This window comes from Pseudomonas fluorescens HK44, assembly GCF_000217955.3.
GTDB classification, from domain to species: Bacteria; Pseudomonadota; Gammaproteobacteria; order Pseudomonadales; family Pseudomonadaceae; genus Aquipseudomonas; species Aquipseudomonas fluorescens_AQ.
Window position 1 is genome coordinate 91,481 of the sequence record NZ_AFOY02000027.1, and the last position, 24,706, is coordinate 116,186.

Sequence of the window (24,706 nt, forward strand, 5' to 3'; positions counted from 1 at the left end):
TAGATAGCGTCGATCAAGAGCCCGTCAGTGATTTCTGATAGTGCGCGAAACACGCTTCTGCCAGTGCCGAGCGCGGTGCACCGCGGCGCATGATCAGCCCCAGTCGGCCAAGGGTTTGCGCATTTTCAATCGGTTGCAGGCGCAAATGCTCGGTCAGTGTTTCGAGCCCGCCTTGCAGTGGCATCACCGCACAACACAGGCCACCGTGCACAGCTTGCAACAATTGATGGACCGCGTCGGTCTGTAACAATGGCTGCGGGCTGAGGCCACGACTGTGGAAGTTGTGGTCGATGGACTGGCGAAAGTGCATGCCGCTGGTGAGCATGCCCAAGGGCAGCTCGATCAGTGCCTCCCAGCTCAAGGGCTTTTCATCGAAGCTGAAAAAGCGCTGGTCGTAGAGCAGGCCCATGCGGGTTTCGCTGAAGGCCAGTGAGTCGAAACGCTCGCTATCGAGGCGTTCAAGATAGGACACGCCGAGGTCCAGGCGATTGTTTGCCAAGTGTTCGAGGATCTGCTCGGAGCTCAAGGCCGAGAGTTCGAAGCGCAGGTTCGGGTGTTCGGCATGCAGTTGCTGCATCAGCGGCAGCGGATCAAAACTCGACAACGGCACCACGCCCAGACGCAAGGTGCCGACCAGGTTGCCGCGACAGGCTGCGGCCTCGGCCTGCAGACCGTCACAGGCGGCCAGCACGGTGCGCGCCCAGGCCAGCACCCGCTCGCCCGGCGCGGTGAAGCCTTCGAAGCGCTGGCCACGATTGACCAACGGCAGATCGAGTTCTTCTTCAAGGCTGCGCAAGCGCATCGACAGGGTGGGTTGAGTAATGTGGCAACGCGCAGCGGCCTGGCCGAAGTGTCGGGTTTCGTCGAGGGCGATGAGAAATTTCAGCTGTTTGATGTCCATCGTCGCTCCATGGCGCAGGCAAAGGGCGCGATTCTAGCGCTTGTGCCCAAGCCAACAAACCACTTGTCGCACTCAGACAAAACCTGTCCTGGGTAGGTGCTGCCTATTCCTGATTGATGCAAAACCTGTGGCGAGGGAGCTTGCTCCCGTTGGGCTGCGAAGCGGCCCCAAATCGATAAAGGTATATGTTCAGATAAAACACATAACCGGTTTACGTCTGCTCCGCAGCCGAACGGGAGCAAGCTCCCTCGCCACAATTGACTCTACAGTCCCTGAATCAACTCCCGATAATCCTCAACCGCCATAAATTCGGCGGTGTCTTTCGGCGCTTTGCGGCTGTCCGGCTGGCTCACGGCCAACAGATGTGCCACACCAAAATCCCGGGCGCTGCGCAGGATCGGCAAGGTGTCGTCGATAAACAGGCTGCGGCGTGGGTCGAAGTCGATGTCTGCGCGCAAGGCGTCCCAGAATTGCGGGTTTTCCTTGGCGAAACCGTAATCGTGCGAGCTGATCAACCGCTCGAAGTAGGGCGCCAGTTCGACTCTTTCCAGTTTCAGCGACAGCGAGTCGCGGTGGGCGTTGGTGATCAATATCACGCGCTTTCCGGCCTGCTTGATCGCTGCCAGAAAGGTATCGGCGTCCGGCCGCAACGTGATCAGATGGGCGGTTTCGAGTTTCAACTCGCGCACCGGAAGCTTCAGCTCGGCGCTCCAGAAGTCCAGGCAATACCACTGCAACTGACCGGCGTTACGCTCGAACAATGGCTGCAATTCCAGCTCGGCCATGGCCCGACTGACACCATGCAGTTCGGCATAACGCTTGGGCAGGTGTTCCATCCAGAAATGGTTGTCGTAATGCAGGTCCAGCAGCGTGCCGTCCATATCCAGCAGAACGGTATCAATGTCGCGCCAGGGCAGTGATGGCATTGAAAACTTCTCCAGCGGTAAAAGGATATCCGGCATAAACAATCAAGAAAGCCGCGTTATAGTACCGCGTTCATGCCAAGGAGCCGCCATGCGCCAGAAACCCGAAGTATTAGCCCGCGAGATCGTCGCTACCAGCCGCTTGTTCTGCGTTGAAGAGGTGCAACTGCGCTTTTCCAATGGCGTCGAGCGCACCTATGAGCGATTGGTCGGCAAGGGCGCCGGGTATGGCGCAGTGATGATCGTGGCGATGCTCGATTCCGACCACGCGGTGCTGGTTGAAGAATACTGCGGCGGAACCGATGCCTATGAACTGTCGTTGCCCAAGGGCTTGATTGAACCTGGCGAGGATGTGTTGGCAGCGGCCGAGCGTGAGCTCAAGGAAGAGGCCGGTTTTGGCGCGCGGCAACTGGAGCATCTGACCGAGCTGTCGCTGTCGCCCGGTTACATGAGTCAGAAGATTCAGGTGGTGTTGGCGACTGATTTGTACGAAGAAAGCCTTGAAGGCGACGAACCGGAGCCGATGCGCGTGGACCGGGTCAATTTGCGGGAGCTTGTGGCGCTGGCGCAGAATCCGCAGTTCACCGAAGGCCGCGCCTTGGCGGCGTTGTACCTGGCCCGTGATCTATTGACCCAGCGTGGAGTGTTTCAACCGTGAGTGATTTCCCCCAGGTTCATCCTTTGCTGGCCTCCGTGGTCGAGTTGGCGCTGAAGGCCGGTGAGGTCATCCTGCCGTTCTGGCGCACCGGCACGGCGGTGACCGCCAAGGCTGACGATTCGCCGGTCACCGCCGCCGATCTTGCCGCTCATCATCTGATTCTGGCAGGGCTGACAGCGCTTGATCCGAGCATCCCGGTGCTCTCGGAAGAAGACGCCAGCATTGCGCAATCGGTGCGCGCCGGTTGGCAGCGCTGGTGGCTGGTCGACCCGCTGGATGGCACCAAGGAGTTCATTTCCGGCAGTGAAGAGTTCACCGTCAACATCGCGCTGATCGATCAGGGACGTGTGGTGTTTGGTGTCGTGTCGATGCCGACCAATGGCCGTTGCTACTTCGGTGGAGCCGGGCTCGGGGCCTGGCGTGCCGACAAGGATGCCGCGCCACTGCCGATTCAGGTCCGTGACGTACCGCCTGCTGGCGAAGCGTTCACCGTGGTCGCGAGTCGTCGACATTCCAGCCCTGAGCAAGAGCGCTTGCTCGCTGGCTTGAGTGCCAGCCTGGGTGAACTGCAACTGGCCAATATCGGCAGTTCGCTGAAGTTTTGTTTGCTGGCTGAAGGGGCGGCGGATTGTTATCCACGCTTGGCCCCGACCTCTCAGTGGGACACCGCTGCTGCACAAGGCGTGCTCGAAGGTGCGGGTGGCGAGGTGCTGGAGTTGAGCGGTGAGCCGTTCAGTTATCCGGCGCGAGCATCGTTGCTGAACAGTTTCTTCGTGGCGTTGCCGGCCAAAGCCGCGTGGCGCGAGAAGTTGCTGCAACTGGCTCGTTCCTGAGCACACCGCAACTTTGTGGCGAGGGAGCTTGCTCCCGCTCGGCCGCGAAGCGGTCGTAATCCGGTAATCGCGTTCCATCTGAATACTCTCGGTGGCTGATATTAGGGTCGCTTCGCGACCCAGCGGGAGCAAGCTCCCTCGCCACAGGGTTTACCGATGCAGCACGTACTGCCCGGTAAACGTCACCGCATCCTCATCGCTGTCGACATTCACCATTCGCGTATGCAACGCCAACCGTGCCCGGCCATAGCGTTGGTACGTCGCCAAAAACTTTTTCCACACCGCCGCACTTGGCGCAGCGCAGATTGCGATGCCGTCGCCGGTGACCGGCAGCGGATAGCTGATCCGGCCTTCCTGAATCACGATGTGCCCGTCCTTGACGCCTTCTTCGCGCAGACGCAAATGCAGCCAGCCCCAACCTGCCAATACCGCGCCGCAATACAGGCTGCCGCCGAACATGGTGCTCTTGTGATTGACGTTGGCCTCCAGCGGCAGGTGCAGGCGCAATTGCTGGTCGTGCCAGTCGAGTACCTTGAGGCCCATATCCCGCGTGAGGGGAATGTCGCGGTGGAGGACGGATTCCAGGTGACGACTGTCGCGGTTCATGCACAGGCCTCGCAGTGTGGGACGCTTAGGTGAAGGTTAGTCGGCATGGCTCAATCGAGCTCGTCGGCATTGCTGGTGGCGCCAGCACCATCGGCGAAGTTCAAGCCGTGTTTGCGCAGTTTGTCATGCAGGGTTTTGCGTGGAATACCCAGCGCTTCGGCGACACTGCGCAGTGAGCTGTGAGAGCGCGCCAGTTCGGCGGCGATCAGGTTCTTTTCGAAGCTCTCCACTTGCTCGCTCAGATTACCGCTGAGCACTGCGCTGTGCGGCGCCGGAGTGCCGTCCGGCGCACCGTTATCCAGCGCCAGTTCCAGGCCCAGGGCGAAACGTTCGGCGGCGTTTTGCAGTTCACGGACGTTGCCGGGCCAGGTATGGCGCAACAGCAGGGCCCGTTGCCCGGGTTGCAATTCGTGGGGTGGCAAGCCATGGCGCTCACTGGCTTCGTTGGCGAAATGCTGGAACAGCATCAGCGCGTCTTCGCCGCGTTCGCGTAGCGGCGGAATGCGCAGTGGCGCGACGTTCAGGCGGTAGTACAAGTCTGCGCGAAAACGCCCCTGATCTGCCGATTGGCGCAGGTCTTCCTTGGTCGCGGCGATGATCCGGATGTCCAGCGGGATCAGCTGATTGCCACCCAAACGCTCGACCACCCGCTCTTGCAGCAAACGCAGCAGTTTCACCTGCACATCCAGGCTCATGCTTTCGATTTCATCGAGGAACAGCGTGCCGCCGTTGGCGAATTCGAATTTGCCGATACGGCGCTTTTGCGCGCCGGTGAAGGCACCGGGTTCGTGGCCGAACAACTCGCTTTCGACCACTGATTCGGCCAGTGCCCCGGCATTGATCGCCACAAACGGGCCATTACGACGGCTCGACAGATCGTGCAGGGCACGGGCCACCACTTCCTTGCCGGCACCGGTTTCACCGAGAATCAGCACGTCGGCTTTGGTGGGTGCCAATGCGCCGATTTGTTCGCGCAGGCGCTGCATCGGCGCCGATTGCCCGACCAGTCGGGTACTCAGTTCATTACGATCGCTCAAGGCCAGCCGCAGGCTGCGGTTATCCAGCACCAATTGGCGCAGGGCCAGGGCGCGGCGCACGCTGTCGAGCAATGCGTCACTGGCGAACGGTTTTTCGAGGAAGTCATAAGCGCCGGCACGCATCGCCTGTACGGCTAAAGGCACGTCGCCGTGGCCGGTGATCAGCAACACCGGCAGCTCCGGGTCCTGGGCGTGCAATTCGCTCAACAGTTCGAGACCGTCCATGCCCGGCATGCGAATGTCACTGACCACCACGCCCGGCCAGTCACGTTCAAGGCGCGAGGCCAGGCCCTTGGCTTCGGCCAATGGGAGGATTTTCAGACCGGCGAGATCCAGGGTCTGGCTCAGGGCCTGGCGTAGATGCGGATCATCGTCGATCAGCACGACCTGGATACGGTTGTCGATCAGGTTGCTCATTCACTGCGGTCCTCGGACGGTTGCAGACTTACACCGGGTGCGCCCGCGCGCAGCCGCAGGGTGATCAGGGCGCCGCCTTCCTTGTGGTTGGCGAACGACAGTTCACCGCCGAAGGCGCGCATCAACGTGTCGCAAATGGCCAACCCCAGCCCAAGGCCCTGAGTGCGGGTCTTGGTGGTGTAGAACGGTTCACCGGCGCGACCGAGGGCCTCCATGCAGAACCCCGGGCCGTTATCGCGAATGTACAGGTTGACGCCGTCGGCGGTGGATTCGGCACTCAACCAGAGTTTACGGGGCGGGCCTTTTTCGGTCAGGGCGTCGAGGGCGTTGGCCAGTAGATTACCAAGCACCTGGCGCAGACGGGTTTCGCCGGCCTCGACCCACAGCGTGGCCGCCGGCAGATCACGGATCAGCTCGACTTCCATTGCCCGCCTGCGCTTGGCCAGCAACGCCAGTGCATCGTCCAGCGCCGGTTGCAACGCAACGCTTTCCGGGGCGTGACGGTCGCGGCGGGCGAAGGCGCGCAGATGGGCGATGATCGAGGCCATGCGCCCGGTCAGCTCGCTGATCAGTTTCAGGTTGCCGCGGGCATCGTCGGTGCGTTGATGGTCTAGCAGCACTTCGGCGTTTTCCGCGTAGCTGCGAATCGCCGCCAGCGGTTGATTGAGTTCATGGCTGATGCTCGCCGACATGGTGCCCAGCGCCGAGAGTTTGCCGGCCTGGACCAGATCATCCTGGGCGCGCACCAGTTCCTGTTGCGCCTGTTCGCGTTCCAGCACTTCCTGCTTGAGACGGCGGTTGAGCCCTTCGAGGTCGCTGGTTCTTTCGGCAACGCGCGCTTCCAGCTCGTGGCGGGTCTTGGCCTCGAAGGCGATGCGCTGTAAATAGTGGCGACGACGTTGCATCATCAGCCCCAGCAGCAACATCAACACCAGCAGCGTCGCCCCGCCGATAGCCACCACCGTGCGCACCGGGCGGTCGATCAGGGTTCGGGGCGCGAGGATACTGACGCTCCAACCGGTCTCTTCGATCTGCTGGGTCTGGATCAGCCAGGCGTCTGGATTAAGGTTCAGCGGTTGCGGATCACGGGTCGGGTAGGGCTGGACGGCGGTGATGGCCTGGCGTTCTTCGTCAGTCAGCGGTCGGGTCGCCCTGAAGCGCCACTCCGGGCGTGAGGTAATGATGACCACCCCGTTGTGATCGGTCAGCAGCAGTTGCTCCGGAGTTTTGCCCCAGAGGCTTTCGGTGTGGTCGAGGTCGACCTTGACCACCAGCACACCGATGATCTGCTCGCCATCGCGCACGGCCCCCGCAAAGAAATAACCGCGTTTGGCCGACGTCGTGCCCAGGCCAAAAAAGCGCCCGAGGCGACCTTGCATGGCTTCGCTGAAATACGGCCGGAAGGCAAAATTACGCCCGACAAAACTGTCGTGCTTGTCCCAGTTGGAGGCCGCCAGGGTCTTGCCGCTGGTGTCCATCAGGTACATGACTTCGGCGCCAGTCTGGGCGCGGATGTCCTTGAGCAGGCGATTGGCGTTGTCGGTGGCCAGCGGCTGCTGTGGGGCGGCAAGAACAGCACGCAGGGCCGGCAGATCACCGAGGATTTGCGGCAAGACTTCATAGCGGTGCAGCGTCCCCAGCAGGTTGGCGACGTAGAGGTCAAGCGTCTGGCGGTTTTGCCCGACCAGCTCGCTGCGGTAATAACGCTCGGCCAGGTGCTGCAGTGGCCACAACAACGGCGCCAGGCACAGAGCGAGCAGCGCCAGGCTACGCCAGCGGGGTCTGCGGGGAAGTGGTGGGGTCATAAGCATCGGGCGCCTGAAGGTACAGGCGCATTATGCCTAGGCTTGTTCGGCAAGACACTCGCGCAACGCGGGGGCATCAGCCGCTGATTGGTTCAGGCGAAGACGTCGGCATCCTTGAGCAGTTTGCCTGCCTGGTCCTTGGCCGACAGCTGCGGTGCTTCGCTGAGTTGCCAGTCGATACCCAATGCCGGGTCATCCCAGCGAATGCAGCGCTCGGCCGATGGGGTGTAGTAGTCGGTGGTTTTGTAGAGGAACTCGGCGTAGTCACTCAGCACTGCGAAGCCGTGGGCGAAACCTTCCGGTACCCAGAGTTGACGGTTGTTTTCAGCCGACAGGCGTACGGCGACCGACTGTCCAAAGTGAGGCGAACTGCGACGGATGTCCACTGCCACGTCGAGCACTTCACCGGCGATGACACGCACCAGTTTTCCCTGGGTATTTTCCAGTTGGTAGTGCAAACCACGCAGCACACCTTTTTGCGAGCGGGAATGGTTGTCCTGTACGAATGTCGGGTTCAGACCCGTCGCGGCCTCGAAAGCCTTGGCGTTGAAGCTTTCGTAAAAGAAGCCGCGCTCGTCACCAAATACCTTCGGCTCAATGATCAGAACACCCGGCAGGTCGGTGGTGACTACATTCATGGGGTTTTTCCAGCAATCGTGAATTTGTGGTGACGGACAACATTCTCGCTCAAAGCAGCGGTTGGCGCGAGATGCTGCGTTCAGGCGATCAGGTCTTTGAAGTCGCTGTTGCCCAGACGTTCACCTTGATAACTACCGTCTTCAACCCGTCGACACCATTCGAGATTGTCCAGGTACCACTGCACGGTTTTACGCAGACCGCTGGCGAAGGTTTCTTCGGGCACCCAACCCAGCTCGCGCTCAATTTTGCTGGCATCGATGGCGTAGCGCTGATCGTGGCCGGGGCGGTCTTTGACGAACGTGATCAGGTCGGCGAAGTGCGCGACGCCTTCAGGTTTTTGCGGCGCCAACTCTTCCAGCAGGTTGCAGATGCTGCGGACCACGTCGATGTTTTTTTGTTCGTTGTGGCCGCCGATGTTGTAGGTCTCACCGGCTACACCGTTGGTCACCACGGTGAGCAGCGCGCGGGCATGATCCTCGACGAACAGCCAGTCACGCACTTGCAGGCCGTTGCCGTATACCGGCAGTGGCTTCCCGGCGAGGGCGTTGAGGATCACCAGTGGAATGAGTTTCTCGGGGAAGTGAAACGGCCCGTAATTGTTCGAGCAGTTGGTCAGCAGTACCGGCAAACCGTAGGTGCGTTGCCAGGCGCGGACCAGATGGTCGGACGCCGCCTTGCTGGCGGAGTACGGCGAGCTTGGCGCATAGGGTGTGGTCTCGGTGAACAGGTCGTCGACGCCATGCAGGTCGCCATACACCTCGTCGGTCGAAATGTGGTGAAAGCGAAAGGCACTTTTCTCGGGCTCCGCCAGGCTGTTCCAGTAGGCGCGAGTGGCTTCCAGCAGGCTGTAGGTACCGACGATGTTGGTCTGGATGAAGTCCGACGGTCCGTCGATGGAACGGTCGACATGGGACTCGGCCGCCAAGTGCATGATCGCGTGCGGCTGAAACCGCGCCAATACCGTGTTGACGGTGGCTTGATCAACGATATCGGCCTGCACGAACTCATAACGGGTGTTGGTTGCAATGCTGCTCAACGATTCCAGGTTGCCGGCGTAGGTCAGCTTGTCCAGATTGAGCACTTCATGTTCGGTGTGGCGGATCAGGTGGCGAATCAGCGCCGAGCCGATGAAGCCGGCACCACCGGTGATGAGAATGCGCATGGGGAGTTGCCTTTTTCGTCGAACAATTAAGCGATGGATCATAGCTTGTCGGCAGCAGAGGGGCGGCACAAGAGGGGGGGATTGCGGGCAAACCATGTTCCTGCGATCGCTGTAGCATTCCCGTAGGAGCAAGGCCTGCCCGCGATGGCGGCCTGGCATTCGCCTAAAAATGAAATGTCCTAGCCGAAAAGTTCAGGGTTTTCAGCGCGGAAGGATTTAAAGGTTTTGTATCTCCAGCGCTCTTTCTCGGAGCCATCGTCCGCTTCATCGACTTCTCCGAAGTACCAATGCTCAGATTCAAACTTTTGCCCGTCTTCATCCTCGTGAACAAAGTGGAACCCCACTTCATTCATTCCAGCAGGGACGATTAAACCCCATTCGGTGGCGAGGCTTTTGTCGGTGATGCGGGTCTGGCAGAAATGTTCGTAGTCGAATGGCAATACATGACCGCGATAACGGCTCATGTCGGTGTAAATGCAAATCCCGCTGGAGAACATGTCGGGCGTGAGGATTGACGCGACTATTCGGCAGTTGATGGTGTCTTCGGGTCTGGCCTGAAGCAAGTGATGGGCTGCATTGATGAGTTGTTGCGCGCATTCCTTTTGAATGGCGAAGGTGGTTTGTTTCCCTTCAACCAAGGTTTCCAGGACCGGAATTTTTCGGTTTGCGTAGCCTTGTTCCACGGGGAGCTCGTCCGGAAAGTAACCTTCGTAGCTGGCCGCCCACGCAGCAAGGGCGCGAAGGCGGCGCGGGATGTTGCGGACTTTTTTGTCTGAGAATGCAATTCGGCGCATGGGGATATTCATTCCATAGGTTCATTCAGCTAAAGCGAAGCTGGTTAAAAAAAGCTCCAGATCTCTGAGTAGCCTTGTTGAGCAGGCTTGCTCGATATCGCAGATGTTGTGAGTAAATTTCTCCTTCACAAAACTCGGTAGTTTTGTTGAACCAGTGCAACTTCAATTTCAAACCCATACTGATCTCACATGAATTTCTTGACGTTGCGCTTTTATTCGCGGGGAGGGCTTCGTTCCCAATTCGTAAATCACCAGTGATTGCGGTATCGAAAAGATATTTGATAGTCGAAAAGGTTAGTGTCTATCTGATGATTGAAATGCGGCTGGATCATCGCTACCCACTTCGGCAGGACGTCAAATCCTCCATCAAATATTTCAGGTTCATTGCTCAGTCCTAGTGCGGCAAGGATGCTGTCGTCGTCACCGAAATCTATAGAAAATTCATCAGCAGCTAACGCTTCAGTTTCTTTGTCGTACCACTCCAGCCTTACTTTCATACCCATGTTGTTCATCTCCAATGTCACCTATTGATGCGTCGTTCTTTTTTGGGCTGTCCCCGTCGTTCGCCGGTGTAGGGGTCAAATGCACCGAGATGGCTGAGGTCACTTTCTCGGTAGGCCTCTAACTCGGCTTTCTTTGAGTCCCATTCATATAGTGTTCGCCCTTTGGCATCTCTCCAGCGTTCACGCAGTCCTCCTCCACCCTGTCTTGGGGTTTTTCTTTTTTGTTCCACCAATCCGGGAAAGCCAGTTATTTCGCTGGTATTCGGTGCTGGAAAGTAGTCATGATCTGGGTTCTTGCGACCTTTCCACGGTTCGCTCACCACCACATAAAGCGGCCGCACCCCCGAGTCCGCCGGAAACACCAGGATGAAATCCTGATACTCCGGTGGATAAATCGGGTTCACCAGAATGCTGTTGCTCGCCTCGGTGGGCGGGTAGACCCAAAGGGTCGGCGTTTGCGGCGCGGCCTCCAGTGCGGGGATGCCGAGGGTGTCGGCGGGGTCGATGGCCGGGGTCCAGATCAGTTCCAGACCTTCGCCGAATACGGCGACCTGTCGGGCTTCGCGTGTCTGGAACTGAATGACCGGGATCCGTTGCCATTCGGCGTTGTTGCCGGTGTAGAAGCCGTAACCCTTGAGGGTGCCGTCAGGCTGTTGCTCGACGCGTAGGCGCACCCGGGAGTTGGCGTGTTCAAGCGAGCGCAGTTGCTCTTCGCTATAGAGGGCGCTGCCGCCCAGCTCGGAGGGCCAGAGCAGGGCGACCAGACCGGTTAGCAAGCCGGCGGCAACAGTGCCGCCGACTGCTGTGACACCACTGACCGATGACCCGCCCAGAGCAAGGCCACCAAGGCCGATTGGCAATGCACTGCCACTGATTTTCTTGAGCGGCACGGCGCCAGAGCTGTCGGTCTCTCGCCCGCCCAGCAGGGCAAAGTTTCCGTAATCCTTCAACGAATCCAGCGGCACAAAACCGGACGGACTGGCGTAATTGATGATGCCGTCGGGCAACTTGCAGGTTTTGGCGAAAACGCAGCCCAGCGGTTTGATGGGAGCGGGATCAGCGGGTCGATTCACCGGCAAATCGGCAATCGGCGGATACAGGTTGGGTGAGGGCGGCGGCTGCAAAATGCGGCGGCGCAGTTGTTCTTTGTACGTCAGCGGGTATGAGCGTTCTGGCATGTGCGGCGGGCTTCCCTGTCCAAGGAAGGCAGCCTAGGGGCGTGAGAAAGCGCCGGACATTCCTGGGGTTCGACACGCTTCGTGGGAAAGTTCACCGCTGTGTGGCGTGGCTTGAAAGCCCCCGCCGTTATCGATCACTGACCGGTATAAGGGGGGTTGCGTATCGCGGTCAGCAATGGCGATATAGACGCCTTATAAAAATTCCAGGGGTCGTTGTATGTTGCTCGCCACGTTGATTCACCGTGCCAGTCTGCCCAGCCCGCAAGTCACCGCGCAGCAAGCGCTGGAACTGCTGCGCGAGCATTACGGCCTGAGCGGGACGTTGCAGTCGTTGGGCAGCCAGCAGGATCTCAATTACCGGCTCGACAGCGACCAGGGCCGTTTCGTCGTGAAAATCTGCCGGGGTGACTACGCAGCGCTGGAACTGCACGCCCAGCACGCGGCACTCAAACATCTGGGCTCGCAGCCGGGTTTGCATGTGCCACGGGTGATTCCGGCGAAAAACGGCGAGGACCTGTTGACCCTGGAACTCGCCGGGCAAGCACTGCATGTGCGTTTGCTCGATTACATCGAAGGCCAATCGCTGACCCACCTCAAACACCTTGGTCATGAGCTGGTTGCCGGCCTCGGCCAACTTTGTGGCGAAATGGACCTGGCGCTGGCCGGGTTCGAGCATCCGGGGCTTGAGCGTACCTTGCAGTGGGACGCCCGACACGCCAATGCATTGATCAACCACTTGCTGCCAGTGATCAGCGACGAGCGACAGCGAGCATTGATCGCTGAGGCCGCGCAACAGGCTGAGCGGCGTTTGCAGCCACTGGCGGCGAAGTTGCCGGTGCAGGCGATTCACATGGACATCACCGATGACAACGTGGTCTGGCAGCGAGATCAGCAGCGTCACTGGCGGTTGCAGGGAGTCATTGATTTTGGTGATCTGATTCGTACCTGGCGCATTACCGATCTGTCGGTGACCTGCGCCGCGCTGCTGCACCATGCCGACGGCGATCCCCTGTGCATTTTGCCGGCGGTGCAGGCTTACCACGCGGTCAATCCGCTGAAGCACGAAGAGTTGCAGGCGCTGTGGCCGCTGATCGTCGCGCGGGCGGCGGTACTGGTGCTCAGCGGTGAGCAACAGGTCAGCATTGATCCGCAGAATCAATACAGTCGCGACAATCTGAACCACGAGTGGGAGATTTTCCGCGTCGCGACCTCCGTGCCGTTCGAGCTAATGGAAGTGGCGATTCTGGCGGCGGTCGGCCAGTCGTTGCCGGCGATTGCCAGCCAGGGTTTTGCGCCATTGCTGCCGAGCCTGGTGGGCCGCGAGTTCGCCTTGATCGACCTCGGTGTCCTGAGTCCACATTTCGAAGCGGGCAACTGGGAGCAGGACGGCATCGATCAACGTCTACTGGTCGAAGCGGCGACAGCCCATGGTTTGGCGGCCAGTCGTTATGGGCAATATCGTTTATCGCAGACGCGTCCGGACAGCGCCGTCGAGCCGGACACGTACCCGCTGCACGTTGACTTGCAGGTGCCGCAGGGCACAACGGTTGAAGCCCCCTTTGCCGGCGTCGTGCACCTGAACGCGGACGGCCGCGTGCAACTGGACAGCGCACAATTGAGCGTGCGCCTGTGGGGTGTCAAACCCTCGCTGCACACCGGTGCGGCCGTGCTCAAAGGGCAGGTCTTGGGTGAAGTCGGCGGCGCGTTGCGGGTTCAACTCAGCCGTGGCGCCGAGCTCAATCCACCGCTGTTTTGTTCACCGTCCCGCGCACTTGCCTGGCAGGCGTTGTGTCCATCACCCGCAGCATTGTTGGGACTGGCCTGCGACGCCGAGGCCGAACTCGATCCGCACACCTTGCTGGCGCGTCGCGACGCAAGTTTTGCCCGTTCGCAAAAACACTATTACGTCGATCCACCGCGCATCGAGCGGGGCTGGCGCAATCACCTGATCGACATGCAGGGCCGCTCCTACCTGGACATGCTCAACAATGTTGCAGTGCTCGGTCACGGTCACCCGCGCATGGCGGCCGAGGCCAGCCGTCAGTGGTCGTTGCTCAACACCAACTCGCGTTTCCACTATGCGGCCATCGCCGAGTTCTCCGAGCGCCTGCTGGCGCTGGCACCGGACTCGATGGATCGGGTGTTTCTGGTCAACAGCGGCACCGAGGCCAATGACCTGGCGATTCGACTGGCATGGGCCTACAGCGGCGGTCGCGACATGCTCAGCGTGCTTGAGGCGTATCACGGCTGGTCGGTGGCCGCCGACGCGGTGTCGACGTCGATCGCCGATAACCCCAAGGCTCTCAGCAGTCGTCCGGACTGGGTTCATCCAGTGACGGCGCCGAACACCTATCGTGGCGAGTTCCGTGGTCCCGACAGCGCAGCGGATTACGTGCGCAGTGTCGAACACAACCTGGCGAAGATTGCCGAGCAGCAGCGGCAACTGGCAGGTTTTATCTGCGAGCCGGTGTACGGCAATGCCGGTGGGATCTCGCTGCCACCGGGCTACTTGAAGCAGGTGTATGCACTGGTCCGCGCCCAGGGTGGCGTGTGCATCGCCGACGAAGTGCAGGTCGGGTACGGCCGCATGGGCAAGTTCTTCTGGGGCTTTGAAGAGCAGGGCGTGGTGCCGGACATCATCACCATGGCCAAGGGCATGGGTAACGGCCAGCCATTGGGTGCGGTTATTACCCGCCGAGAAATCGCCGAGGCGCTGGAGGCCGAAGGCTATTTCTTCTCGTCGGCTGGCGGCAGCCCGGTCAGTTGCCGCATCGGCATGGCGGTGCTGGATGTGATGAAGGAAGAGAAGCTCTGGGAAAACGCCCAGATCGTTGGTGGGTATTTCAAAGAGCGGCTTGAGGCGTTGATCGACCGCCATCCTTTGGTGGGCGCGGTGCATGGCTCGGGCTTCTATCTGGGCGTGGAGCTGATTCGCAACCGCGAAACCCTGGAACCGGCCACGGAAGAAACCACGGCGTTGTGCGACCGCTTGCGCGAATTGGGGATTTTCATGCAGCCGACCGGCGACTACCTGAACATCCTCAAGATCAAACCACCGATGGTGACCTCGCGACACAGCGTGGATTTTTTTGTCGATACCCTGTCGAAGGTGTTGGACGAAGACCTCTAAACACATCCCACAGGGATTGCATTAAGTTCGATTGTTATCGGTATTTTTTGAAGTATTTTCGAGGTAGTGAGTTTTTATCGCTTTTAAAGCCGATTTTTATCGGTTATAAAGTCGCCTGACGTCACGGCGTGGATCACCGCGCCTGGCCGTTCCCATTTCTGTCATCGGTCGATGCCACAATCGACCCTCTGAACCCGCCCGGGAGATGCTTCATGAGTCGTATCGTTACTGTCGCCGCTACCCAGATGGCCTGTTCCTGGGACCTTGAAGCCAACATCGAGACCGCTGAGAAGCTGGTCCGTGAGGCCGCAGCCAAAGGCGCACAGATCATCCTGATCCAGGAATTGTTCGAGACCCCGTATTTCTGCCAGAAGCCGAACCCGGACTACCTGCAACTGGCCACCACGGCCTCCGACAACGTGGCCATCAAGCACTTCCAGAAAATCGCCAAAGAACTGCACGTCGTGCTGCCGATCAGCTTCTTCGAACTGGCAGGTCGCGCACGTTTCAACAGCATCGCGATCATCGATGCCGATGGCAGCAACCTCGGGATTTATCGTAAAAGCCATATCCCGGACGGCCCTGGCTATCACGAAAAGTACTACTTCAACCCGGGCGATACCGGCTTCAAAGTCTGGAACACCCGTTACGCGAAAATCGGCGTGGGCATCTGCTGGGATCAGTGGTTCCCGGAATGCGCCCGCAGCATGGCGTTGCAAGGCGCGGAAATCCTGTTCTACCCGACCGCCATCGGCAGCGAACCGCACGACAAGAGCATTTCGTCCCGCGACCACTGGCAGCGCGTTCAGCAGGGCCATGCCGGTGCCAACCTGATGCCGCTGATCGCCAGCAACCGTATCGGCAATGAAGAGCAGGACGGCTACGACATCACCTTCTACGGCTCGTCGTTCATCGCCAACCAATTCGGCGAGAAAGTCCAGGAGCTCAACGAAACCGAAGAAGGCGTATTGGTTCAGAGCTTCGACCTCGACGAGCTGGAGCACATCCGCAGCGCCTGGGGTTCGTTCCGTGATCGTCGCCCAAACCTGTACGGCGCAATCAAAACCCTCGACGGTTCCCTGGAGTCCTGATCGCTATGACTACTTTGCACAGCACGCCTCGCGCTGACGGTTTTTACATGCCTGCCGAGTGGGCGACCCAGACCCAGACCTGGATGGTCTGGCCGGAGCGTCCAGACAACTGGCGCCTGGGTGGCAAGCCGGCGCAAGCCGCTCACGTTGCGGTGGCCAAGGCCATCGCGCGTTTTGAACCGGTGACCGTTGCCGTCTCGGCGGCCCAGTACGAAAACGCCCGTGCGCGCCTGGATGTGCCGAATATCCGCCTCGTCGAGATGTCCAGCGACGACGCCTGGGTCCGTGATACCGGCCCGACCTTCGTCATCAACAACAGCGGCGAAGTCCGCGGTGTCGACTGGGACTTCAACGCTTGGGGCGGCTTCGATGGCGGTCTGTATTCGCCGTGGAATCGTGATTCGCAAGTGGCCGGCAAGATCCTCGAGATCGAACGCAGTCCGCGTTATCGCACCGAGGGCTTCGTGCTCGAAGGCGGTTCGATTCACGTCGATGGTGAAGGCACGCTGATCACGACCGAAGAGTGCCTGTTGAACCGCAATCGCAATCCGCACATGAACCGTGCCGATATCGAAGCGGTGCTCAGCGCACAGCTGGCTGTGGATAAAATCATCTGGCTGCCGGACGGTTTGTTCAACGACGAAACCGACGGTCATGTGGATAACTTCTGCTGCTACGTGCGTCCCGGTGAAGTGCTGCTGGCCTGGACCGACGATCCGCAGGACCCGAACTACCCGCGTTGCCAAGCGGCGATGAAAGTGTTGCAAAGCACCAAGGACGCCAAGGGCCGCCCATTTACGGTGCACAAAATGCCGATTCCGGGGCCGCTTTACGCGACTGAGGAAGAGTGCGCCGGTGTCGACCCGGTGGACGGTACCCAGGAACGTAACCCTTCCGTGCGTCTGGCTGGTTCCTACGTGAACTTCCTGATCGTCAACGGCGGCATCATTGCGCCGAGCTTTGGCGATCCGCTGGACACGCAAGCCAAGGAAATCCTCCAGAACCTGTTCCCGCAGCATGAAGTGGTGATGGTGCCGGGGCGTGAACTGTTACTGGGTGGCGGCAATATTCATTGCCTTACCCAACAACAGCCGGCACCGCACAAAGGTTGAGTGAAGTTGTAACAATCGGTGGCACTGGATTAACCCGTGCTTTATCCGGTTTATGTGAGTGATCCCTGATCTAACCCGCAGATCCTATGGACTGCGGGTTTTTTTACGTCTACATGCCGTTCTGGCAGGCACTTTGGCATAGCTCTTGTATCGGTTTGAGAGCAATTCTCGGGAATGTAGAACCGCGTTGTTCTGTCATAAACCTTGGATAAGTTAGCCGCTCACGAACCAGGAGAGAGCGCCGGAAATGAATGTGGTCAGCGAGCGGACATCGCATCCCTTGGTAATGAATGGCGAATCGCTTCAGGTGCTGGCGCAATGGTTGAAATCCAACGGAACGCGACAGGTCAGAGAACCTGACCCGCGCAGGATGATGATCGAGCGTTATCCCGCTGGTTTATTCAGTGAGGCAGAACTTGAAGCCTTGTGGGATGTGATGGAAGGATAGAAAGCAAAGGATTGGTAAAGCGCTGCCCGGATGGCAGCGCTTTTTTTTTTGCCCTTAAAAACGGTGGGGAGCGGATTGTTCCAGCCTTCGGTGGCTCAGGCAGGCCATTTGACCGATTTGCGAAACAGACTAAAAGCCATTACGGCGTTTTTTCCTCGCCGTCATAGGAATAGTCTGCCGGCATCGAATTCCTACGACTTTGCTGGAGCTTTCCATGTCTACCGCGACCCTTCATTACATCTACGATCCACTGTGTGGCTGGTGCTACGGTGCCAAACCTTTGGTGCAAGCGGCTCAGGCTGTTTTGCCGGTGATCGCCCATGGCGGCGGTATGATGACCGGTGCCAACCGGCAGACGGTTTCACCTCAACTGCGCGATTACGTGATGCCTCACGACCGACGCATTGCCGAGTACACCGGGCAGCCGTTTGGTGAGGCGTATTTCGAAGGCCTGTTGCGTGATCACACCGCCGTGTTTGATTCCGCGCCACCGATTGCTGCCGTGCTGGCCGCTGAGCAGCTCGCCGGACGTGGGCTCGAATTGCTGGGGCGTTTGCAGAGCGCGCACTACGTGGAAGGTCGGCGGATTGCCGATGAAGCGGTGTTGCTGGAACTCGCCGTGTCGATTGGTCTGGAAGCAGAGTCCTTCAAGCGCGAGTTCAAGGACGCACTGACGAACGAAACCCAGGACCACATCAAGAAAAGCCGCGCACTGTTGGCGCAGGTTGGCGGCCAAGGCTTCCCGACATTGGTGCTGGAACAGGGCGGTCAATTCACCGTGGTCGACATCAGCCCATGGCTCGGTAAGCCTGAAGCTTTTGCGGCCTGGTTGAGCCTATCGGTCGTGACCCAGGCAAGCGAAACCTCTTCCCCGGTTCAGGCCTGTGGCCTGGACGGTTGTGCTCATTGATTTCACTGACCTTGCGTTAGCCGCCGATGCGCAATGGACTGAAGCCGCAGGGTGGAATCTACAAGGCCACGGGCCGCCCGATAAGCGCCCGAGTCGCGCATTTGTGGACTCTGGCTGACGGCAAAGTCACCCGTTTCGAGCCGTTTGTGGACAGCCATACCGTTCAATTGGCGATCGCCGACCAGTAAGTTCTTAGACGATTTTCGCCTGATTACAGACGATTCACGAAATTGACACATGGTTAAGAGCGCGGCTAGGATTCGCCCCCACGCCTGTGGCCAACCGTCACGACTCCAAAAAATAATAAGGGCCTGCCTCGCTTTTGCGTGGGCGGGCCTTTTGTTTTGGAGTGAAAAAAGAGCGCAATAGCAGCCATTTCAGCCAGCGGTCACAGCGCGTATCAACCCGTAATAAGGAAAATAAGATGTTGAACAAGCGGATCGGTCTGATCGCTCTGGGGATTTTCAGCGCTACTCAAGCCATGGCTAACGACCAGGCGGAGTCCAAGGGTTTTGTTGAAGACAGCAGCCTGAAAGTGCTGTTGCGCAATGCCTACATCAATCGCGATTACAAGGACGGTAACCCAGACAAAGCCGAGTGGGGCCAGTCTGCCATCGGTACCTTCTCGTCGGGCTTCACTCAAGGCACCGTCGGCGTCGGCGTCGATGCTTTCGGTCTGTACGCCCTGCGCCTTGATGGCGGCAAGGGTCGTAGCGGCGCCGGTGGTATCGACTTCTTCAAGCAAGGCGACAGTGGCGAAGCTGCCGATGACCTGTCCAAAGCTGGCGCGGCGGTAAAACTCCGTCTGTCCAACACTGTATTGACCTACGGTGACCAGATGCCGGTCCTGCCGGTGCTGAACTACGACAACGGCCGTCTGCTGCCTGAAAGCTATACCGGCACCTTGATCACCTCCAGGGAGATCAAAGGCCTGGAGCTGAATGCTGGCCGTTTCACCGCCGAATCGCGCAAGAGCGCCGAAGGCCGTGACAGCGGTGGTCTGAAGTCGATCAACGTTCTGGGCGGTAGCTACCAGTTCACCGAACAATTCAAAGGTGCGTTCTACGCGTCCAACGTAGAAGACGTCCTGAAGAAACAGTACGTGAACCTGAACTATGTGTTCCCGCTGGCCACCGATCAGTCCCTGACCCTGGACTTCAACGGTTACCAGACCAAGCTGGACAAGTCGTACGCCCTCGAACACGACACCGAAGGCCAGGACAACAAAATCTGGAGCCTGGCCGCAACCTTCGTCACCGGCCCGCACTCGTTCACCCTCGCGCACCAGCGCAGCACCGGTGACAGCAACCTCGGCTACCCGTACGGCGGCTATCAGAAAGAACAGGGTCGTGTCGGTGACGGTGGCAACACCATCTACCTCGCCAACTCCTACTGGTCCGACTTCAACGCAGAAGACGAACGCAGCTGGCAGTTGGGCTACGGCCTCGACTTTGGCGCCTTTGGCGTTCCAGGCCTGACCTATAACGTGGCGTACGTGCGTGGCGACAACATCACCACCGCCACCAGCACTGGCGGCACCGAGCGCGAAATCTTCAACCAGTTCAAATACGTGGTCCAAAGCGGCCCGGCCAAAGACCTGAGCGTGAAAGTGCGCAGCTCGGTCCTGCGCGTGTCGCAGAAGTCCAGCGACTACAACGTCAGCGGCAACGAAGTCCGTGTGTTTGTGGATTACCCGATCAACATCTTCTGATGACCGGTTGCGTGGTTGAGGCCTGATACGAGGCCGAAATGAGAAAGCCCCGACTGGTTCGGGGCTTTTTCTTGCGTGCGGATCAGGTTCAGACAGCGGCGTTACTGGTTGCGGTTGTTATCCGGCGCGCCTAGCACTTTCACGACGTCATCGATCACCGCCTTACTCATCTCCTGCAAATAGTGCGATGCCCAGGCATAGCGGTCCGTATTGCGCTCCATCGCCGCGTCTTCGGCCAGCAGTTTGGAGAGGTGGAGCAAGTCGGACACGTGGGACAAGGCTTCGCGGATCGGCACGCCGCTGTTGACGCGGAAGAGAGGGTGGTCGGAGTGGATGGAGAAGGGCGTGAGGCCGGCGGTTTTGAGGTCTTGGGGGTTAGTCATTGGGCACCTCCGAGATGTGGGAGGTCGCTGGTGACGATAAGTGTTTGAAGGGTGTTCGAGGGATTAATGCGTTGATTGAAAATGCAGGCTTTGGACGGATTTATGGTGTGCATTGTCTAGCTCCTTGACTGTTGGGAGCCGCAACCGTCCTTCCTACGGGATTGGGTGGCGGCCGTACGCGGGGTAGGAAAACCGGGAATCAAGGCACCCGGCACACCCGAAGGTGTCCCGCGCACAGCCACCATTGCACGATATCGCGGACACAAAAAAAAGCGCCTGCAATAGCTGATGGGGCGCTGTTGCGCCTTGATTAACTCGGGTTCCTACGCCCGTTCGCTGATTTGGCAGCGACGGCTGAAGGTTAGCGTGCGAGTGGAGGGGCTGCAAGTGTGGCGAATTGGAAGCTATGGTCGGGGGCGTTTTAGTGAAAATTATGGCTGGGCAATAATAATTGCCCAGCCATAATTTTCATAATTTCGAAAAAACTGGCGACGACCCTATCAGTGCGAGTGAACCGGGCATTGGATATGGCCCATAAACACTCTCAAAACCAGCGTTCTTCCAGGATTTTTCAGGATCAGAACGCTGGTTTAGGCATATCAATGCCCAGCCCATATTAGTTACATCACGTCACTAATGATGTGCTTGAACCCATCTTTATCCATTCCAAGCAACGTCATACAGTCGACTCCACTACCTGCCCCTCATCCCGAAGGGAAGGTCACTGGAGAGTCGTCATGCCTTTCGTCAGCGTACGTATTACCCGCGATGGCGTTACCTCGGAGCAGAAAGCTCAGGTGATCGCCGAAATCACTGAAACCCTGGAGCGGGTCCTCAACAAACGTCCCGACCTGACCCACATCGTGATCGAAGAAGTCGACACCGATAACTGGGGCTATGCCGGGATCACCACCACCCAGTATCGAAAACAACTGGCAGAGGGGCAGTCATGAGTCGGCCCGTCAGCATCGATTTCATCTCCGATGTGGTGTGCCCGTGGTGCGCCTTGGGTGTGACGGCGCTGGAGCAAGCGATCGAGAACCTGGCCGGTGAAGTGTCGGTCGAGCTGACCTTCAAACCCTTCGAGTTGAACCCGGACATGCCGGCCGAAGGCGAGAACGCGGTCCAGCACCTGATGCGCAAATACGGGCGCAGCGCCGAGGACATCGCGGCCGGCAAAGCGATGCAGATCGCCCGTGGTCAAGCCATCGGTTTCACGTTCGATCTGGAGAAGCGCAGCCACTTCTACAACACCTTCGATGCTCACCGTCTGTTGTTCTGGGCATTGCAGGAAGGGCGGCAGATCGAACTGAAAAACGGCTTGCTGCGCGCTTATTTCAGCGACGGCCAGAACCCGAGCGATCGCGAGACGCTGGTCCGTCTGGCGGCTGAAGCGGGTCTGGATGCGGCGCGTGCGCGTGAGGTGTTGGCGTCCGGAGCGTTTGCCACGGAGGTGCGTGAGCTTGAAGCGTTTTACCGCGAGCACGGCATCAACTCGGTACCAGCCATGATCCTCAACGGTCGTCACCTGGTGTCCGGTTCGCAATCGGTCGAGTACTACGAACAGATGCTGAGACAAATGGCACAGGCCCCCGCTGAAGCCTGATTGATCACTTTTAAAACTCCATTACTTTGTAGAGGTTCATCATGAGCAATTCGAAAAAAGTCATTGTTATTACCGGTGCATCCCAAGGTCTCGGCGCAGGCATGGTCAAGGCCTTCCGTGATCTCGATTACCGGGTGGTTGCCACCTCGCGTTCGATCAAACCGTCCACCGACCCGGACATCCTCACCGTGGCGGGCGACATCGGCGACCCGGCGATAGCCCAGCGCGTGGTTCATGAAGCGATCGCACGTTTTGGCCGTATCGACACCCTGGTCAACAATGCCGGGATCTTCGTCGCCAAGCCGTTCACCGCCTATACCCACGAAGACTACGCCGCTGTGCTGTCGGTGAACCTGAATGGTTTCTTCTACATCACCCAACTCGCCATCGCCGAGATGGAAAAACAAGGCCGCGGCCACGTCGTCAACATCACCACCAGCCTGACGGACCACGCGGTCGACGGTGTGCCTTCGGTACTGGCGTCATTGACCAAAGGGGGCCTCAACGCGGCAACCAAATCCCTGGCCATCGAATACGCCAAGCGCGGCATTCGCGTGAACGCGGTCAGCCCTGGCATCATCAAAACGCCGATGCACGCCGAAGAAACCTACGAAGCGCTGGGCAATTTGCACCCGGTCGGGCACATGGGCGAGATCAGCGACATCGCTCAGGCCGTTGTGTATCTGGACTCCGCCGGATTCGTCACCGGTGAAATCCTGCACGTCGATGGCGGTCAGAGTGCCGGTCACTAAGACCTGCTTTGCCAAACTCCGGAAACAACAAAGCCCTCGCATTACGGCGGGGGCTTTGTTTGATAACTCCAAGCATTTAGTGGCCCGTCATTGCGCCAAAAAAGTCTAAATCCATCTTGTTGTTTCTACGATATTTAAGGATTCGTTGCTGGAGTCGTCCTGCTGCCGGCTCTGGCATGGCCGCCAGCGAACTAAACTAAGTTGTACCTCTGGTGCAGATGTCTCCAGAGAGGTAAGGAGGTGCCAAATGGCCATTCGTGATACCTATCGGGAAATTGAACAGACCCTGGGTCAGGTACCGGAGTGGATCAAGCAGATGCCGGAAGGTGGAGCGAACGGATTCTGGGGCGTAGCCAGGGATTTCTGGCTGGCGGAAACCAGGATTCCTAACAAGTACAAGGAGTTGATAGGTCTGGCAGTGTCCGGGGCGACCCGTTGTAAGTATTGCGCCCTGTTCCATACCGAAGCCGCGCGCTTGTTTGGCGCGAGCGACGAGGAAATTTCCGAAGCCAGCTTTATGGGGTCGCTGACCATGATGGGCAGCACCTTTATTAACGCCCAGCAGATCGACTACGAGCAGTTCCGGCAGGAAACGCTGAGTATCGTCCGGTATGTCAAAGAACACTCGCAACCCAAAGCCGCATAAGCCGTTGCGGGACCCCGCCCTTCGCCAGCTGACGAAGGATAAGTTGATTGCAATCACCGGCGATGGTCTTAGGACCACCGCTCGGTGGCAAGCGGCAGTGATGCGCGCCATCAGCGAACTCATGCAATACAGCGATAGCGCCCACGAAGAAAACCAGGACCTGCGTATTCCCTTCGCCAAAGCACTCCATGACCTCTATGCAGGACAGAAGTCCGACGCCGAGTTGACGGAAATGGTGTTGCTGATGCTGGAAGTGGAAACCGCGCCTTTTCTTGGTAAGGGGGCCTAGGCGGGAGTGTGGTTTTTTCCAAACCCCAGAAACAACAAAGCCCCTGCATTTCTGCAGGGGCTTCGTTTTGTATGGTGCGGCACCAGACATAACTTAGAGTTGTTGCGACTACCGCTGAAGTTGGTGTGGTTATTGTTTTGATTCGCTGATCTGATATGGAGTGGTATCTTGGGCGTTATTAAAAAGTGATTGTTTTATAATATAAATCAAAATAATCGCTACAGGAAAAGAGAAAAATCTATCCATGTATGCTGGGAAGATAATCAGATGCAAAATAACAAATGCCAAGGATGCTGCGGAGACAAGGCATAAATCATTAAATTTTTTGCGCGCCATAAAGTTTCGGCAAAAAAATGCAAAGCCCATAGAGTAAACCAAAAGGTGGGGGTGGCTTAAAAAGGCCAAAGCTCCGCGAGCATATGCCTTTATGTAGTCAATCAGGTTGTTAGATAGCGCCATGCTGGCGGGGTATGGGTCAATACCTATCAAGGTGAAATTAAATATAGTCAGGAATCCATAATTGCCATTGATTTTATTTATTGCAAAATACAAGATCAAAGAAGCAATAAAGGAAATGATGGACCATAATTTTGAAAGGGAGTTAAAGCTAACTAAAGCAGCAAAAAATGAAAATAATACAAAATCAGTTCTTGCAAGAGGTAGAAGTGTAGCAAAAACAATCGCTAGCGGATTTCTCCTCAAAAAAAAGAAAATAAACGCCAGCGCTATGAAGCAGGCGGTGGAATCAGGGGTTGAGTATCGTGAAATATCAAAGATGCCCGAAAAAATAATTATTAAAGGAAGAAATATCTGAGGGATTTTTTGGTTAAAAAGTATTCCGGATATCGCAAGCACACTAAAAGAAGCAAAAAAATGCGCTCACTAAATATGTCGAAGATGAGTACGAGAATCCGAGATAATTAACAGCTTTCATTGCGAACAAATACATGGTTCTTATAGAGTAAAATGGTATTTGCTCTTCTAGCGAGGAGGGATTCTTGTACGTTATTGATTTGTATTTATCGTATGGTGAGTTACCCGTTAAGTATGAAAAAGTATCTGGGCTAACTTCTGTAGATAGGTCTTTAAATACTATTCTTGTTAACTCGCTCTCGTCGTTCCCATCAGATTTATATGCGGAAGCAACGTACCCGATTATATCCCAGTTGTAA

26 protein-coding genes and 1 pseudogene are annotated in these 24,706 nt (G+C 57.9%); 15 read left to right on the forward strand and 12 right to left on the reverse strand.

What is annotated here, in order from left to right:
- Window positions 1-13: 13 nt before the first annotated feature.
- Both HK44_RS27495 and yrfG read right to left on the reverse strand, forming a co-directional pair.
- Window positions 14-901 carry a LysR family transcriptional regulator gene (locus HK44_RS27495; protein WP_019691240.1) on the reverse strand — a complete coding sequence of 296 codons (888 nt, stop codon included), beginning with the start codon at window positions 899-901 and terminating at the stop codon, window positions 14-16.
- 263 nt (window positions 902-1,164) lie between these two features.
- Window positions 1,165-1,827 (reverse strand): GMP/IMP nucleotidase, encoded by a 663-nt coding sequence (gene yrfG, locus HK44_RS27500; protein WP_019691241.1) that lies wholly within the window; start codon window positions 1,825-1,827, stop codon window positions 1,165-1,167.
- Between the two features lie 88 nt (window positions 1,828-1,915).
- On the opposite strand from yrfG, the gene nudE reads away from it, so the two are divergent.
- Window positions 1,916-2,482 carry an ADP compounds hydrolase NudE gene (nudE, locus tag HK44_RS27505; RefSeq protein ID WP_019691242.1) on the forward strand — a complete coding sequence of 189 codons (567 nt, stop codon included), beginning with the start codon at window positions 1,916-1,918 and terminating at the stop codon, window positions 2,480-2,482.
- Window positions 2,479-3,315, forward strand: a complete 837-nt coding sequence (gene cysQ / locus HK44_RS27510) for a 3'(2'),5'-bisphosphate nucleotidase CysQ (RefSeq protein WP_019691243.1) — start codon at window positions 2,479-2,481, stop codon at window positions 3,313-3,315. The genes nudE and cysQ overlap by 4 nt, the downstream gene beginning before the upstream one ends.
- Before the next feature lie 150 nt (window positions 3,316-3,465).
- Here the strand turns inward: cysQ and HK44_RS27515 are convergent, their stop codons facing one another.
- From HK44_RS27515 to HK44_RS27555, 8 genes are all read right to left on the reverse strand, one after another.
- The gene (locus HK44_RS27515) at window positions 3,466-3,921 is read right to left on the reverse strand and encodes a YiiD C-terminal domain-containing protein (RefSeq protein ID WP_019691244.1); all 456 of its coding nucleotides are present in this window, start codon (window positions 3,919-3,921) and stop codon (window positions 3,466-3,468) included.
- A gap of 50 nt (window positions 3,922-3,971) precedes the next feature.
- Window positions 3,972-5,375 carry a sigma-54-dependent transcriptional regulator gene (locus HK44_RS27520; protein WP_019691245.1) on the reverse strand — a complete coding sequence of 468 codons (1,404 nt, stop codon included), beginning with the start codon at window positions 5,373-5,375 and terminating at the stop codon, window positions 3,972-3,974.
- Window positions 5,372-7,180: a sensor histidine kinase gene (locus HK44_RS27525; protein ID WP_019691246.1), complete on the reverse strand. Its 1,809-nt coding sequence runs from the start codon at window positions 7,178-7,180 to the stop codon at window positions 5,372-5,374. The genes HK44_RS27520 and HK44_RS27525 overlap by 4 nt, the downstream gene beginning before the upstream one ends.
- A gap of 92 nt (window positions 7,181-7,272) precedes the next feature.
- Entirely contained in the window at window positions 7,273-7,818 is a 546-nt protein-coding gene (gene rfbC, locus HK44_RS27530; protein WP_019691247.1) for a dTDP-4-dehydrorhamnose 3,5-epimerase, read from the reverse strand.
- Between the two features lie 80 nt (window positions 7,819-7,898).
- Window positions 7,899-8,981, reverse strand: coding sequence for a dTDP-glucose 4,6-dehydratase (gene rfbB / locus HK44_RS27535; RefSeq protein ID WP_019691248.1), 1,083 nt, complete (start codon window positions 8,979-8,981; stop codon window positions 7,899-7,901).
- Window positions 8,982-9,160: 179 nt separating this feature from the next.
- Window positions 9,161-9,787, reverse strand: a complete 627-nt coding sequence (locus tag HK44_RS27540) for a DUF3916 domain-containing protein (protein WP_242031605.1) — start codon at window positions 9,785-9,787, stop codon at window positions 9,161-9,163.
- Window positions 9,788-10,023: 236 nt separating this feature from the next.
- Window positions 10,024-10,278, reverse strand: a complete 255-nt coding sequence (locus tag HK44_RS27550; protein ID WP_019691250.1) for a colicin E3-like toxin immunity protein — start codon at window positions 10,276-10,278, stop codon at window positions 10,024-10,026.
- A gap of 17 nt (window positions 10,279-10,295) precedes the next feature.
- On the reverse strand, window positions 10,296-11,456 hold the full coding sequence (locus tag HK44_RS27555) for an S-type pyocin domain-containing protein (RefSeq protein ID WP_024265213.1): 1,161 nt from the start codon (window positions 11,454-11,456) through the stop codon (window positions 10,296-10,298).
- A 217-nt stretch (window positions 11,457-11,673) separates the two neighbouring features.
- On the opposite strand from HK44_RS27555, the gene HK44_RS27560 reads away from it, so the two are divergent.
- From HK44_RS27560 to HK44_RS27590, 7 genes and pseudogenes are all read left to right on the forward strand, one after another.
- Window positions 11,674-14,586 carry an aminotransferase gene (locus tag HK44_RS27560; protein ID WP_019691251.1) on the forward strand — a complete coding sequence of 971 codons (2,913 nt, stop codon included), beginning with the start codon at window positions 11,674-11,676 and terminating at the stop codon, window positions 14,584-14,586.
- A 212-nt stretch (window positions 14,587-14,798) separates the two neighbouring features.
- A complete protein-coding gene (gene aguB / locus HK44_RS27565) occupies window positions 14,799-15,677 on the forward strand; it encodes an N-carbamoylputrescine amidase (protein WP_019691252.1) in 879 nt (292 codons plus the stop codon).
- Window positions 15,678-15,682: 5 nt separating this feature from the next.
- Window positions 15,683-16,789 carry an agmatine deiminase gene (gene aguA / locus HK44_RS27570; RefSeq protein WP_019691253.1) on the forward strand — a complete coding sequence of 369 codons (1,107 nt, stop codon included), beginning with the start codon at window positions 15,683-15,685 and terminating at the stop codon, window positions 16,787-16,789.
- Window positions 16,790-17,036: 247 nt separating this feature from the next.
- Entirely contained in the window at window positions 17,037-17,237 is a 201-nt protein-coding gene (locus HK44_RS27575) for a hypothetical protein (protein ID WP_019691254.1), read from the forward strand.
- A 214-nt stretch (window positions 17,238-17,451) separates the two neighbouring features.
- Window positions 17,452-18,147 (forward strand): DsbA family protein, encoded by a 696-nt coding sequence (locus tag HK44_RS27580; RefSeq protein ID WP_019691255.1) that lies wholly within the window; start codon window positions 17,452-17,454, stop codon window positions 18,145-18,147.
- A gap of 53 nt (window positions 18,148-18,200) precedes the next feature.
- Window positions 18,201-18,335: pseudogene (locus HK44_RS27585) on the forward strand (nuclear transport factor 2 family protein); the annotation flags it as partial.
- A 236-nt stretch (window positions 18,336-18,571) separates the two neighbouring features.
- Window positions 18,572-19,858 (forward strand): OprD family porin, encoded by a 1,287-nt coding sequence (locus tag HK44_RS27590; protein WP_019691257.1) that lies wholly within the window; start codon window positions 18,572-18,574, stop codon window positions 19,856-19,858.
- 101 nt (window positions 19,859-19,959) lie between these two features.
- Here the strand turns inward: HK44_RS27590 and HK44_RS27595 are convergent, their stop codons facing one another.
- A complete protein-coding gene (locus HK44_RS27595) occupies window positions 19,960-20,241 on the reverse strand; it encodes a DUF3077 domain-containing protein (protein ID WP_019691258.1) in 282 nt (93 codons plus the stop codon).
- A 737-nt stretch (window positions 20,242-20,978) separates the two neighbouring features.
- On the opposite strand from HK44_RS27595, the gene HK44_RS27600 reads away from it, so the two are divergent.
- From HK44_RS27600 to HK44_RS27620, 5 genes are all read left to right on the forward strand, one after another.
- Window positions 20,979-21,194, forward strand: coding sequence for a tautomerase family protein (locus tag HK44_RS27600; protein WP_019691259.1), 216 nt, complete (start codon window positions 20,979-20,981; stop codon window positions 21,192-21,194).
- Window positions 21,191-21,847, forward strand: coding sequence for a DsbA family oxidoreductase (locus HK44_RS27605; protein WP_019691260.1), 657 nt, complete (start codon window positions 21,191-21,193; stop codon window positions 21,845-21,847). The genes HK44_RS27600 and HK44_RS27605 overlap by 4 nt, the downstream gene beginning before the upstream one ends.
- 41 nt (window positions 21,848-21,888) lie before the next feature.
- Window positions 21,889-22,599: an SDR family NAD(P)-dependent oxidoreductase gene (locus tag HK44_RS27610; RefSeq protein ID WP_019691261.1), complete on the forward strand. Its 711-nt coding sequence runs from the start codon at window positions 21,889-21,891 to the stop codon at window positions 22,597-22,599.
- Between the two features lie 247 nt (window positions 22,600-22,846).
- Window positions 22,847-23,245 (forward strand): carboxymuconolactone decarboxylase family protein, encoded by a 399-nt coding sequence (locus HK44_RS27615; protein WP_019691262.1) that lies wholly within the window; start codon window positions 22,847-22,849, stop codon window positions 23,243-23,245.
- 100 nt (window positions 23,246-23,345) lie between these two features.
- The gene (locus HK44_RS27620; protein WP_019691263.1) at window positions 23,346-23,534 is read left to right on the forward strand and encodes a hypothetical protein; all 189 of its coding nucleotides are present in this window, start codon (window positions 23,346-23,348) and stop codon (window positions 23,532-23,534) included.
- A gap of 129 nt (window positions 23,535-23,663) precedes the next feature.
- Here HK44_RS27620 and HK44_RS27625 read toward each other — a convergent pair whose 3' ends face one another.
- Window positions 23,664-24,023, reverse strand: coding sequence for a hypothetical protein (locus HK44_RS27625; RefSeq protein WP_141651779.1), 360 nt, complete (start codon window positions 24,021-24,023; stop codon window positions 23,664-23,666).
- A gap of 31 nt (window positions 24,024-24,054) precedes the next feature.
- Here HK44_RS27625 and HK44_RS27630 point away from each other — a divergent pair, with 31 nt between their 5' ends.
- Window positions 24,055-24,348 (forward strand): hypothetical protein, encoded by a 294-nt coding sequence (locus HK44_RS27630; RefSeq protein ID WP_019691265.1) that lies wholly within the window; start codon window positions 24,055-24,057, stop codon window positions 24,346-24,348.
- Window positions 24,349-24,706 lie beyond the last annotated feature (358 nt).

Coding starts and splice junctions, on each gene's coding strand:
- HK44_RS27495 (WP_019691240.1), bottom strand. CDS start 901: ATGGACATCAAACAGCTGAAATTTCTCATCGCCCTCGACGAAACCCGA.
- yrfG (WP_019691241.1), bottom strand. CDS start 1,827: ATGCCATCACTGCCCTGGCGCGACATTGATACCGTTCTGCTGGATATG.
- nudE (WP_019691242.1), top strand. CDS start 1,916: ATGCGCCAGAAACCCGAAGTATTAGCCCGCGAGATCGTCGCTACCAGC.
- HK44_RS27515 (WP_019691244.1), bottom strand. CDS start 3,921: ATGAACCGCGACAGTCGTCACCTGGAATCCGTCCTCCACCGCGACATT.
- HK44_RS27520 (WP_019691245.1), bottom strand. CDS start 5,375: ATGAGCAACCTGATCGACAACCGTATCCAGGTCGTGCTGATCGACGAT.
- HK44_RS27525 (WP_019691246.1), bottom strand. CDS start 7,180: ATGACCCCACCACTTCCCCGCAGACCCCGCTGGCGTAGCCTGGCGCTG.
- rfbC (WP_019691247.1), bottom strand. CDS start 7,818: ATGAATGTAGTCACCACCGACCTGCCGGGTGTTCTGATCATTGAGCCG.
- rfbB (WP_019691248.1), bottom strand. CDS start 8,981: ATGCGCATTCTCATCACCGGTGGTGCCGGCTTCATCGGCTCGGCGCTG.
- HK44_RS27540 (WP_242031605.1), bottom strand. CDS start 9,787: ATGAATATCCCCATGCGCCGAATTGCATTCTCAGACAAAAAAGTCCGC.
- HK44_RS27550 (WP_019691250.1), bottom strand. CDS start 10,278: ATGGGTATGAAAGTAAGGCTGGAGTGGTACGACAAAGAAACTGAAGCG.
- HK44_RS27555 (WP_024265213.1), bottom strand. CDS start 11,456: ATGCCAGAACGCTCATACCCGCTGACGTACAAAGAACAACTGCGCCGC.
- HK44_RS27560 (WP_019691251.1), top strand. CDS start 11,674: ATGTTGCTCGCCACGTTGATTCACCGTGCCAGTCTGCCCAGCCCGCAA.
- aguB (WP_019691252.1), top strand. CDS start 14,799: ATGAGTCGTATCGTTACTGTCGCCGCTACCCAGATGGCCTGTTCCTGG.
- aguA (WP_019691253.1), top strand. CDS start 15,683: ATGACTACTTTGCACAGCACGCCTCGCGCTGACGGTTTTTACATGCCT.
- HK44_RS27575 (WP_019691254.1), top strand. CDS start 17,037: ATGAATGTGGTCAGCGAGCGGACATCGCATCCCTTGGTAATGAATGGC.
- HK44_RS27580 (WP_019691255.1), top strand. CDS start 17,452: ATGTCTACCGCGACCCTTCATTACATCTACGATCCACTGTGTGGCTGG.
- HK44_RS27590 (WP_019691257.1), top strand. CDS start 18,572: ATGTTGAACAAGCGGATCGGTCTGATCGCTCTGGGGATTTTCAGCGCT.
- HK44_RS27595 (WP_019691258.1), bottom strand. CDS start 20,241: ATGACTAACCCCCAAGACCTCAAAACCGCCGGCCTCACGCCCTTCTCC.
- HK44_RS27600 (WP_019691259.1), top strand. CDS start 20,979: ATGCCTTTCGTCAGCGTACGTATTACCCGCGATGGCGTTACCTCGGAG.
- HK44_RS27605 (WP_019691260.1), top strand. CDS start 21,191: ATGAGTCGGCCCGTCAGCATCGATTTCATCTCCGATGTGGTGTGCCCG.
- HK44_RS27610 (WP_019691261.1), top strand. CDS start 21,889: ATGAGCAATTCGAAAAAAGTCATTGTTATTACCGGTGCATCCCAAGGT.
- HK44_RS27615 (WP_019691262.1), top strand. CDS start 22,847: ATGGCCATTCGTGATACCTATCGGGAAATTGAACAGACCCTGGGTCAG.
- HK44_RS27620 (WP_019691263.1), top strand. CDS start 23,346: ATGCGCGCCATCAGCGAACTCATGCAATACAGCGATAGCGCCCACGAA.